At 41.0% G+C, this 11,940-nt stretch carries 7 protein-coding genes, 2 tRNA genes and 3 rRNA genes; 1 reads left to right on the top strand and 11 read right to left on the bottom strand.

Going from position 1 to position 11,940, the window contains the following annotated elements:
* Positions 1 to 780 precede the first annotated feature (780 nt).
* Positions 781 to 2,166 (top strand): amino acid permease, encoded by a 1,386-nt coding sequence (locus tag VJ09_RS00330; protein ID WP_044639757.1) that lies wholly within the window; start codon positions 781 to 783, stop codon positions 2,164 to 2,166.
* A gap of 152 nt (positions 2,167 to 2,318) precedes the next feature.
* Here the strand turns inward: VJ09_RS00330 and VJ09_RS00340 are convergent.
* The 11 genes from VJ09_RS00340 to VJ09_RS00390 form a co-directional block, all read right to left on the bottom strand.
* Positions 2,319 to 2,391: transfer RNA gene (locus VJ09_RS00340), tRNA-Ala, on the bottom strand.
* A gap of 8 nt (positions 2,392 to 2,399) precedes the next feature.
* Positions 2,400 to 2,476, bottom strand: a tRNA-Ile gene (locus VJ09_RS00345).
* Between the two features lie 107 nt (positions 2,477 to 2,583).
* Positions 2,584 to 3,396: a Cof-type HAD-IIB family hydrolase gene (locus VJ09_RS00350; RefSeq protein ID WP_044639759.1), complete on the bottom strand. Its 813-nt coding sequence runs from the start codon at positions 3,394 to 3,396 to the stop codon at positions 2,584 to 2,586.
* A gap of 314 nt (positions 3,397 to 3,710) precedes the next feature.
* Positions 3,711 to 5,214 (bottom strand): 16S ribosomal RNA (locus tag VJ09_RS00355).
* Positions 5,215 to 5,423: 209 nt separating this feature from the next.
* Positions 5,424 to 6,794, bottom strand: coding sequence for an O-antigen polymerase (locus VJ09_RS00360; protein WP_044639760.1), 1,371 nt, complete (start codon positions 6,792 to 6,794; stop codon positions 5,424 to 5,426).
* Positions 6,795 to 6,813: 19 nt separating this feature from the next.
* Positions 6,814 to 8,238, bottom strand: coding sequence for a lipopolysaccharide biosynthesis protein (locus tag VJ09_RS00365; RefSeq protein WP_044639761.1), 1,425 nt, complete (start codon positions 8,236 to 8,238; stop codon positions 6,814 to 6,816).
* 27 nt (positions 8,239 to 8,265) lie between these two features.
* Positions 8,266 to 9,033, bottom strand: a complete 768-nt coding sequence (locus VJ09_RS00370; RefSeq protein ID WP_044639762.1) for a YveK family protein — start codon at positions 9,031 to 9,033, stop codon at positions 8,266 to 8,268.
* A 2-nt stretch (positions 9,034 to 9,035) separates the two neighbouring features.
* On the bottom strand, positions 9,036 to 10,109 hold the full coding sequence (locus VJ09_RS00375; protein ID WP_044639763.1) for a glycosyltransferase: 1,074 nt from the start codon (positions 10,107 to 10,109) through the stop codon (positions 9,036 to 9,038).
* Positions 10,106 to 11,218 (bottom strand): glycosyltransferase family 4 protein, encoded by a 1,113-nt coding sequence (locus VJ09_RS00380; RefSeq protein ID WP_044639764.1) that lies wholly within the window; start codon positions 11,216 to 11,218, stop codon positions 10,106 to 10,108. The genes VJ09_RS00375 and VJ09_RS00380 overlap by 4 nt, the downstream gene beginning before the upstream one ends.
* A 387-nt stretch (positions 11,219 to 11,605) precedes the next feature.
* Positions 11,606 to 11,722 (bottom strand): 5S ribosomal RNA (gene rrf, locus VJ09_RS00385).
* Positions 11,723 to 11,810: 88 nt separating this feature from the next.
* Positions 11,811 to 11,940, bottom strand: a 23S ribosomal RNA gene (locus VJ09_RS00390); the annotation flags it as partial.

The raw sequence follows: 11,940 nt of genomic DNA on the forward strand, positions 1-11,940 counted from the left end.
CCCGCCGTACTCAGGGTCCGTCTCGGAGGGAAGCAAGTTTTCCATACAGGGCTGTTACCTGCTATGGCGGGTCTTTCCAGAACCACTTCTGGTACCTGCTTCCTTGATAACTCCTAGTGAGACGCCCTACAACCCCAAACATCGAAGATGTTTGGTTTGGGCTAATCCCGTTTCGCTCGCCGCTACTCAGGGAATCGCGTTTGCTTTCTCTTCCTCGGGGTACTTAGATGTTTCAGTTCCCCCGGTCTGCCTCTTACCACCCTATGGATTCAGGTGGCAGTACTTGCTCTTCAAGCAAGTGGGTTGCCCCATTCGGAAATCTCCGGATCAAAGCTCACTTACAGCTCCCCGAAGCATATCGGTGTTCGTCCCGTCCTTCATCGGCTCCTGGCGCCAAGGCATCCACCGTGTGCCCTTAGTAGCTTTACCTCGGTCATTACTTTTCGGTGATTGCAACAAAACGTAAAAGACTTCCACGATATTTGATGTCGTAGGAAAACTTTATTACGTTTTCTTACTTGGCTTTCTGTATCTAATTTTCAAGGTGCGTTTCATTTAGTATGTCGCTCGTGGCGACAAGAAATAATATACCACGTTCAATCTTCAAATGCAAGTATATTTTATCGTTTTATACCAGAAAATTTATATCTACTTTCATATAAGAAATCACAATGATTGATTCTAAAATAACATAACACTCATAACTAAAATATATTTAACACACAATAACATTGAATTTCAGTCAATCATTTCGAATTACAAAAGAAAGTAGGAAATGTAGTGAGGGAGACAAAAGAACAACACTCTGAGAATTTAACGAGAGATTTAAAAGACCGCCATATTCAATTGATTGCAATTGGAGGTGCCATTGGAGTCGGTTTATTTTTAGGGTCAGCCAAAGCAATAAAAGCCGCAGGGCCCGCTTTGGCACTTTCTTATATAATTGGCGGAATTGCAATCTTCTTTATCATGCGTGCACTTGGTGAACTTGCAATATATCGCCCTATTTCCGGCTCTTTTAGCGCCTATGCTGATGAATTTGTTGGACCGTGGGCTGGTTTTATTACTGGATGGACGTATTGGTTTATGTGGGTCACCATTGTAATGGCAGAGGCAACGGCAATAGGTTTATATGTGAAATATTGGTTCCCTCAAGTTCCACAATGGTTGGCTGCACTACTTTCGATTATAGTCGTCTATCTTATAAATCTGCTAGCTGTAAAAGTTTTTGGTGAATTAGAGTTCTGGTTTGCTTTAATTAAAATTGTTACGATCCTACTACTCATCGTGGTAGGCTTAACCATTCTCTTAACCGGTTGGGGAGATACTCCAGTAGGGTTTTCTAATCTCTGGACTCACGGCGGTTTTTTCCCTAATGGAACAGGAGGCATGCTCTTTGCTTTGCAGATGGTTATGTTTGCATTTATTGGGGTTGAGTTAATCGGAGTAACGGCTGGTGAAACAGAAGATCCAGAAAAAAATATTCCTTCTGCTGTGAACAATGTACTTTGGAGAATCCTTATATTTTATGTTGGAGCACTAGTTGTAATCATGGCACTTTATCCATGGAATCAAATCAGTGAAGAGGCAAGCCCTTTTGTTTTAACTTTTTCTAGAATTGGAATCCCCGCTGCTGCGGGAATTATTAACTTTGTTGTAATAACTGCCGCTTTGTCTTCAGCAAATAGTGGTATTTTTAGTACTGGTCGTATGTTAATGACTTTAGCTAAACAAAACCAAGCACCTAAAGCAATGGGGAAGGTTAGTAAACAACATGTTCCTTCAGTTGGTATTACTGCATCATCTATTGTTTTATTAGTTGGTGTTCTACTTAACTTTTTCATTCCCGAAGAAGCATTTGTATATATTACGAGTGTAGGTACGGTAGGCGCTCTTTGGACATGGGGAATGATTTTGTATACTCATATAAAATATCGTGAGGCTGTAAAAGCAAAACGAGTACCAGAAAGTAATTTTAAAATGCCTGGTGCCCCTTTTACTAACTGGATTGTTTTGATTTACCTTCTAGTAGTTACAATTATGCTTTGGTTTGATCCTGATACACGAATCGCCCTCATTATTGGGCCAATTTGGTTTCTGATTCTCATTATTAGCTACCAATTTGTAAAGAAGCGTCAAAACACTAACCAGAATGCAGTTAGGTAAACAAATACAATAGACTTATATTGTTTGATAATTTCACAAAGGCCCTTACCATCTTGATCATAATGGTAAGGGCTTTGATTGATTAGATAACTTTCTTTAATTAAAGAATAAAAAAGAAAAACCCACTTCCTTTTAGAAGTGAGTTTTTGAAATGGAGCTAAGCGGGATCGAACCGCTGACCTCCTGCTTGCAAGGCAGGCGCTCTCCCAGCTGAGCTATAGCCCCAAATATTTTGGTGGGCCTAGGCTGACTCGAACAGCCGACCTCACGCTTATCAGGCGTGCGCTCTAACCAACTGAGCTATAGGCCCCTGTGTAGGAACTGTGTGTTGTCCCTCACAAGAAACAACTATATCAGGTTCCGTAACATAATGCAAGGTTTTTTTATAAAAAAATATAAGCTTTACCTAAGGAAAAGCTATCTAATAGGAAACATCTTCTCCAAAAATATAGCCACACCATCCTCTTCGTTATTAAGCGTCACTTCATTAGCCATTAGTTTTATTTCTTCCAATCCATTCCCCATCGCCACGCCAATTCCCGCATACTGAATCATCTCATAATCATTACTACTATCACCAAGTGCGATTATTCTATGTCTTGGTATTTGAAAGTGATCTGCCACTTTTTTCAGCCCAATGGCTTTATTCGTACCAATCGGGTTTAACTCAATTACATAATGTGGCGCTCCCCAGCTATAAAAAGTACAATGATTATCAAAATGTTGCTTTAATACTCCCATAATAGAATCGAATTCAACTTCTCCTACATGAATCAAAATACTAGCAGGGCCTTCTGAAAGATGCTTTTTCTCAAAGTTAAAATGGATTTGATCAGAAGAAGAACGCAAATTGAAAACGGAACAAAATTCATGTCGGATAAATATTTTTTGCTTAGTTTCCATCAGTATATTCTTAACTACAAATTGATTTTCTGCTAGATCGAATACAGATTGGGCAATTTCTGCAGAAATATAGTGATAATGTCCACTAAATTGGGGATTGTTCGGATAGTGCACATGTCCTCCATTTATATTAATGATCGGTGTAGTTAATCCGAGTTCTTCATAATATTGTTGAGAAAGGCGAAAGGGCCGCCCAGTTGAGATACATACAATATGACCTTGTTTGCTTATTTGCTGGACAGCATTTTTGGTACGATCCGAGATAGTTTTATCATTACGCAAAAGTGTACCATCAAGGTCGATTGCGATCAGATATTGATTTTTCATGTATACACCTCCATTTACGTCTTTGCAAATATTGTATCACTTCAAAACAGGGGAGCTCTATGTAAATTAGATTCTGTTTCATAATGAAATTTCTCTTTTATCATCACCACAGGATGATCTAAATCTATCTACTGACTGACTTGTCATAAAATTAATCTGATACTTCAGAAAGTACTAGTATGCATACTTAATTTAAATAAAAAATCCTCCAACCAATGGTTAGAGGATTTTTTACATGTTCTCTGAAAACGAAAGGTGAGAGTAACATAGCCGGGTAAAACATTCGAATTTGTATCATGAAAGATACTCCATAGAAAGGAGGTGATCCATCCCCACCTTCCGGTAGGGATACCTTGTTACGACTTCACCCCAATCATCTGCCCCACCTTCGGCGGCTGAGTCCGTAAGGTTCTCTCACCGACTTCGGGTGTGACAAACTCTCGTGGTGTGACGGGCGGTGTGTACAAGGCCCGGGAACGGATTCACCGCGGCATGCTGATCCGCGATTACTAGCGATTCCAGCTTCACGTAGGCGAGTTGCAGCCTACGATCCGAACTGAGACCAGCTTTATGAGATTAGCTCCCCCTCGCGGGTTCGCAACCCTTTGTACTGGCCATTGTAGCACGTGTGTAGCCCAAGACATAAGGGGCATGATGATTTGACGTCATCCCCACCTTCCTCCGGCTTTCACCGGCTGTCTCGTTAGAGTGCCCAACTAAATGCTGGCAACTAACGATAAGGGTTGCGCTCGTTGCGGGACTGAACCCAACATCTCACGACACGAGCTGACGACAACCATGCACCACCTGTCACCGTTGCCCCGAAGGGAAGGGGTATCTCTACCCCGGTCAACGGGATGTCAAGCCTTGGTAAGGTTCTTCGCGTTGCTTCGAATTAAACCACATGCTCCACCGCTTGTGCGGGCCCCCGTCAATTCCTTTGAGTTTCAGCCTTGCGGCCGTACTCCCCAGGCGGAGTGCTTAATGCGTTAGCTGCGGCACTGAGGGCGGGAAAGCCCCCAACACCTAGCACTCATCGTTTACGGCGTGGACTACCAGGGTATCTAATCCTGTTTGCTCCCCACGCTTTCGCGCCTCAGCGTCAGTTACAGCCCAGAAAGTCGCCTTCGCCACTGGTGTTCCTCCCGATCTCTACGCATTCCACCGCTACACCGGGAATTCCACTTTCCTCTGCTGCACTCAAGCGCTCCAGTTTTGGAGGCGAACAATGGTTGAGCCATTGCCTTTAACCCCCAACTTAAAGCGCCGCCTGCGCGCGCTTTACGCCCAATAATTCCGGACAACGCTTGCCCCCTACGTATTACCGCGGCTGCTGGCACGTAGTTAGCCGGGGCTTTCTCCTTAGGTACCGTCAGAACTTCTTCCCTAAGAACAGAGTTTTACAACCCGAAGGCCGTCATCACTCACGCGGCGTTGCTCCGTCAGGCTTTCGCCCATTGCGGAAAATTCCCTACTGCTGCCTCCCGTAGGAGTCTGGGCCGTGTCTCAGTCCCAGTGTGGCCGGTCACCCTCTCAGGTCGGCTATGCATCGTCGCCTTGGTAGGCCATTACCCCACCAACAAGCTAATGCACCGCGGGCCCATCCTCAAGCGAAAAACTTTTACATTGCTCTCATGCGAGAGCAATGATTATCTGGTATTAGCACCGGTTTCCCGGAGTTATCCCAGGCTTGAGGGCAGGTTGCCCACGTGTTACTCACCCGTTCGCCGCTAGGTTCCCGAAGGAACCCCGCTCGACTTGCATGTATTAGGCACGCCGCCAGCGTTCGTCCTGAGCCAGGATCAAACTCTCCGATAAAGTTGAGTTTGAAAGCTCAATAGTAAATCATCTGGCTAAATGTGATACATCTCACTCTTTCGTTTTCAAAGAACATCATTGCTTTTTGTTTGTGCCGCCTTGTCGCGGCGACAAGAAATAATATATCATGCTAGCTTTTTAACGTCAATAGTTTTTTAAAAAGAAATTTACATTAAACAAAAAAAGTAGCTCATCCCGTTATGAGAGAGCTACTTTTTAACCATTTCTCTTGTGATTCGAAAATCACGCAACGAAATAAAAAACAAGGGGAGCAAAATAATAACCGTTAGACTAATCCAAACGATATTGAAGATTAGATCAGAAAATCCACCCACTAGTGCACGCGGTATATTCACTGTAAAGAAAATCAATAGACTTAAGAATATTGGGTGCTTAGGCAATCGTAAGATCAATACATACAATACCTGAATTATAATCCCTAGATAGACCGTCCCCAAAATGACTCCAAACCAGCCAAAAGACGCATATAGTTCCCCGATATAAAGGGTATTTAATACTCCCGCTGTTCCTGCCTCTACTTTTTCAGGAAATAGATCTGCCATTAGCTTAGCTGCGCTTCGTACCGGATCTTCTCCATAAATCTTTAAAATAGTCGGTGGTAATCCTTCTTCTTGGAGATAAGGATATACCTCATCATAACGATCTACATAAGTATACATAGGCGCTACTTGAGTCAGGATGATCCTGCCAACAGGACCTTTGTTGTAGGAAAAAAGATCGCTCCCTCCAACACCAAATACTGTATAGATCCCAATCAAATAAACAACACCAGCTAACGCAAGCGCAGATATTCGAAAAGCATTGAGTTTGGTCTTACCAATCCACATTCTCAGCAGCAAAAACATCGCAAAATAGAAAAGTACAGGCGCTTTTTGTAAGTCGTACAATTGAATCAGCAGAGCCCCTATAAATAGAACAGAGAACCAGTACCACCATTTTTTCTCTCTTGTCATGACTGCATAAGCATAAGCAACCATAGAAAGGAGAGGTGTGAGACCTATTCCCATAATATTTTTAAGGTAGTTTCCTGCTCCAGATATTTGTCCCTTTGCAGTAATCCTCCCCACAGCTAAATCCGATCCTGATCCTATAATCGCTTCATAAAGAGGAAAGGGAAAGGTCTTCCAAAGTGTATACGCCACTGCAAATAGTGAAACGCTGGCTAAAACAACAAAACATCGGTAAAAGTCGACCCTCGATTTCTTTTCGGTATAGATCTCCTCTAAAGGTGCATTCCAATATTTTTGAAACTCACCATCTGGATGAAATCCCATTAACCTTGAGGTAATTACCATCGTAAGCGGTAGCAATAGCATTGCCATACTAACTAACCAAAAGCCCACTTCTCTCGATTCTTCAAACATAATTTTTTTAATGATGTAAGACTGATCTATGTTTAAAACGATGAGTAGGGAACCTATGTAGCTCGATACCAGCAAGGAGTAATAAAAAATAAAAGAGTGAAGGTTTAGTTTACTAAGTGATAGTGTTCCGGCTGCATTACGAAAGAGCAGAACAGAGAAGAGAACGATGGTAAACCAAACCATAATATACAGCATGTCATCCTCCCACCTATTTTTATGCCTTTATTCGAAGATCCCGATCGATTCGTATAAGCAAAAGAGATCCTAGGAAGTAAAGCCAAGATAGTACAATCCAAAACCATGGTAAATCATTTGTCTGAATATAAGTAATGGCACCAATGGTAAGAACAGCCTGTAGGAGCATAAAGCCGAGCTTGCCCGTTTTAGCTGGTACTTGGTAAATAGATTGGCTATAGCGATATAGATAGAGCAACACAAAAAGATACGTTATGTTATTGGAAATAACAAAACCCCAGATCTTGAAGTTAGGATAAAGCAACAAATTTAAAACTAGGTTTAAGACTGAAGCAATGAGAAAAGCAGTCGTTACTTTGCCTGTCTTTTTCTGAATAAACATCCCAACGGTGACAATCAAATAAAAGAAATTAAGAAAGCCCGCTAGAGAAAAAAAGCCAATATACTTATAGCCATCCCAATATTCTGGATCCGCGAAGCTCATTAGCCAAGGGCTTACTGTAGTTATTACTATGACTGCTAATAACCCCAAAGCCAATATTACAACGTATACTTTAGCAAATAACTCCTTCGCATCTTCTCGGTCTTTCAGTTTCATAGAATAAGGTCGCCATGCCATTTGAATACCGTAAGTAAACAGTGTAACAACAGAAGCGAAGGCAAATATTGGTACTAAATGCGCATTAACCGATGTAGCTGCTGCTTTTGATTCAAAGAGAAAAACGATATATCGATTAGATGAATTAATAATCCAAAAAGCTAACGACGCTGGTACTAGAGGTGTTGCATAGATCAGTATTTCCTTCCATATGGATAAATCTATCTGAGGCCGTACGTACTTCCATACTTCCGAGAAGGTAAAGACTAATATAAGTAATGCACTTAATAGTCTAGAGTACATCAACCCATTTAATGATTGATCTACATAAGTTAAGTACAAATAAGCAAATGCCGCAATCAATGCGATTTTTGTAAAGGTTAATACCGCTACTCGTGAAGATTGAAAGTCAAATCGAAGAACAGTCAGGATTAGCACATTTATTGTATCTAATATGATCGTGATCATACTAATCTGAAGGGCAAAGTAAAAACTTGGACTGTTAGCTACTATATCAGATAACTGCTCACCAAATAAAATGAAAACAACTGTCATAACTCCAGCTACCAAAAGGCGAAATGTCATAACATTCCTGACATAAGCCTCTTTTTTCTTAAGATCTTTTGCTTCCATGTAGTAATAAGCTAGGGCGGAATCAGTCCCAAAGATAACAAGAAAAGAAATGATCGAGAGAGTAGAGTCAATTACACCTAAAGCTCCAAACTCATCTTGTGTCAGGGCCTTCGAATAAAAAGGCGTCATGATAAAAGCAATAATCTTCGTCCCCACACTCATCAATGCATAGATGAGTGAATCCCCAGCAAATCGTTTTAATTGGGCTAACAAATTCTACTCTCCCTCTCTAAACCAAACTTATTTCTCTGTATAATGGTGATTTTTTTTGGCATCCTCTAGGTATTTCCACAAAACCAAAGCAAAAATTGCCGCAATGAGCCCCATTAATAGTCCAATAATCGCGTTAGGAACATACGAAGGACTCTTTTGAACTAGGGTTACATTCTCCAAACTTACAGGATCATTTAGCTGTGGTTTTTGCTGTTCAAAATCTAAGAGATCTAATTTCGTCATATGAATCTGTTCTTGGAGAGCTGTTAATTCTTGTTCACTCTCCACCAACACTTGTAATTCCTGTGGATTAGAACGATTTAACTTGTTTCGGAAAAGTTCAACTGTCTCTTCCAATGTTTTAATTCGCTCCGATTGAGAATCCAAATAGTTGGTCAGTAGTTTCTGCTTTTGGTCATATAAACTATTTAGCTGTTCTGTATAGTTCTTAATCGCAAATTGAAGAGCTTTTTTCCCAGCTTCCCGATCAGTTGCTCTGATATTTAATTGAACATGTTTAAACTTAGGGACAGTCGCTTGGAACCCACTTTGTAACTCTACAGGTAACTTGTTTTTTAAGTTTCTCGTTACCACTTCAGGATCATCTACAGAGTCACCTAATTTTTCCCCCACATAAAAATTAGCTTTTCCCTCATAGCTGGTTGGCTGAAACAGACTAACAACTAAACTTCCCGCTATAAAAATCACGGGTATTGCAAATAAGATACTTTTTTTGCGCCAAAAAAATAATAAATAGTCGTAAAAAGCATAAAAAGGCTTTTTGGAAACCTCCACTCTCATTCTCCTTTCTTCTCTAAAATCTCTTGGTAGATGCGTTTCATCCGCTTTCCAGACTCAGACCAGCTATACTGCTCCCGTACAAATTCGGCTGCTGCTTTTCCCATCTCGTATCGCTTCGTTTGATGATCAGCGAACCATTGTAAGGTTTCGGTAATATGTCTTGGTGAATTACCATCCATAATGAGACCTGTCGTTTGATCTAAAACTACTTCAGGTAGACCACCTACCCGATGAACAGCAACGGGAACCCCAGCAGCTTGAGCTTCCAAAGCAGCTACTCCAAAACTATCCTGATGAGATGGCAAAATAAAAACATCTAACTCTTGTAGTTTGTTTGCTACTTCTCGGTTGCTAACATGCCCTAAGAAATGCACTTCTTTCGAAATGTTGAGTTGAGCGACCATTTCTTCATATTTATCTCGCTCTTCTCCATCCCCCATGATATAAAGCTCCGCTTTCCTTCCTGCTCTTACAAAGTCAGCAAAACCTTGCAAAAGCTCGGGATACCCATATAAATCCTTCAGCCCTTTGGCAATCCCTATACGCAAGTACACAGAGTCCTCTTTCTCTACTGGTTGGAACAGTTCTGTATCAACACCAAAAGGGGTCACTTCTATTTTTTTTGCAGTATACTTTCTCGTTTCCTCTGCCATTGCCTGACTAGTAGAACAGACCAGATCTGCTTTTTGAAGAGATCTTTCTACAATGTAACGTTGTAAAGTATTTTTTCTTGGAAACTCATATATGTCAGATCCCCAAACAGATACGATTGTAGGGTGAAATGAAACCCAAGAGGCAATAAAGCCATAACTCGAAGCATAATGAGCATGCAAGATGTCAGGTTGCTCTTTTTGAATCACTTTTTTTAATGAAAAGATAGCTGGAAAATAAGACAACTTACCAGGCAAGCGCGAAGGAAGTGCGATTGTCCGCACTTCTTTCGCATTCTCCGCAGAATAGTGATTTTCAAAACTGACTACTACAACATCTGTGTTAGCTTGTTTTTGTAAATAGGTTGCCCATTTATGTGTATGAATAGATTGGCTTGGAGCAAATATCATTACTTTCATTGATGTTTTTCCCCACCTAGAACATGCGCAATAGTATAAGCACGGGTAAGCCAAGAGTGCTTATCCAAAAAATCCTCTTCGATTTGTTTCCGGTATTGCTCATTGGTTTCTGCCATGTTCATAATAGCTTCTGCCATGGAGTGAGCCTCATCATGACTCACAATGCCGTATGGACCACTTTCAACAAAAGACTTTTGTGCAGAGCAATCTGTTGCCACTACTGGCAAAAGATTGGATAAGTATTCAACCAACTTGACTGGAACAGCAAAGTCATTGTATGTACTACGGTATCGAGGGATCAAAGCGAAATCCATCTCTTGATAGAGCTTTTTGAGAGATTCACCTGATAAATGAACCATCTCGACCGAAAGCCGCTTCAATCGGTCTCTTGTCTCGCTAGGGATGGATTGCAATTCCTGTTCACGACAACAGATGGTTAGCTGATAATCTACTTCTTTTTGCTGCACGATCTCAAGAGAGTCAAGTAGTAAAGGTAATCCATAATCCTGATGAGCGATCCCACCTACATAAAGACCTTTTAATCCTTGATGTGGTTTTTTTTCATAACTAGTAACTGTTTGTCCACCAGGAGGTAGTGCAGCCTTTAAAATTTCAATGTCCACATGAGATCCCATTTCCAAACTTGGCAAAAAAAGAGCTTTCCCGTATTTCTCATAAAAACGTTCTTCTCGACGATACATCCACTGCATCACTTTCTTTTTCCAACCTTTTAAAGGATACAGCTCATCAAATTTCCAATAAACGTCTCGATAGAAAATACCAACCGGAACGTTTTTCTTTTGTAAGTATTGAAAGATTGTACGATCAATCAAAGGGTTTTGAGGGATATGTTTTGGATCCGTCAGCCATAAAGGGATTGTTTGATTCTCTACATAGCAGAATCGAATATTCTCTAGTTTCTTTTCGGTCAGGAGATGGTGAAATTGGTTTTGACGCTCTTTCGAGGTTCCGGAAATCGTAAAAACGGAAACTCCCTCTTTTTCTCCCCATTCTTCTAATGCTTTTTTCATTTGAAGCGGTCTCAACTTGGAGCCACTATCAGCCACTTTTGCTAAGGTAAATGGATAATATATCAATATAGATTCCAATGTCTCTTCTCTGCCTTCCCCATAACAGGATGCGATTTTTAGGTTATATTCCTTCAATCGACCGATTTAAACGGCGAGTCACTTCTGTTAACGATAACGAATCTAGTTAATAAGATCAAGTTTTGACGGAAAACCGTCCGTAAATAGTAGAAAATCTTGAGTCCTATACAAGATCACCGAAAATAAGTATCAACAACATTAACCAATATTAATCAGTTAGACAATATCATAATTCCAATGATTTTAAATAATAGAAAAGATCAAAATACTTACTGGTTTTTTTACATGAATTTAAAACTTAATCGAAATTATCGAGACTAAAATGACTTAAAGAAAGTAAAAAAACCACTTAGGCTACCGAAGTAGCAACTAAGTGGTTTTTGGTTTGCCTGGCAACGACCTACTCTCCCAGGACCCTGCGGTCCAAGTACCATCGGCGCTGGAGGGCTTAACGATCGTGTTCGGGATGGGAACGAGTGGGACCCCTCCGCCATTATCACCAGACAGTCAGTGTTGAGACATATGAAATATGTCACACCCTGAAAATTAGAACAGAAGGCCAAGTGTATTGCAAATCGAAAAGTAAGACATGTGAGGAAAAGCCCTCGACCGATTCGTATCTGTCAGCTACACATGTTACCATGCTTCCACCTCAGACCGATCTACCTCGTCATCTACAAGGGGTCTTACTTCCACGAAGGAATGGGAAATCTCATCTTGAG

This window comes from Risungbinella massiliensis, assembly GCF_000942395.1.
GTDB classification, from domain to species: domain Bacteria; phylum Bacillota; class Bacilli; order Thermoactinomycetales; family Thermoactinomycetaceae; genus Risungbinella; species Risungbinella massiliensis.

What these genes read in the sequence shown, in the direction of transcription:
- VJ09_RS00350 (WP_044639759.1), bottom strand. Translation starts at nt 3,396, where the DNA reads ATGAAAAATCAATATCTGATCGCAATCGACCTTGATGGTACACTTTTG.
- VJ09_RS00360 (WP_044639760.1), bottom strand. Translation starts at nt 6,794, where the DNA reads ATGCTGTATATTATGGTTTGGTTTACCATCGTTCTCTTCTCTGTTCTG.
- VJ09_RS00375 (WP_044639763.1), bottom strand. Translation starts at nt 10,109, where the DNA reads ATGAAAGTAATGATATTTGCTCCAAGCCAATCTATTCATACACATAAA.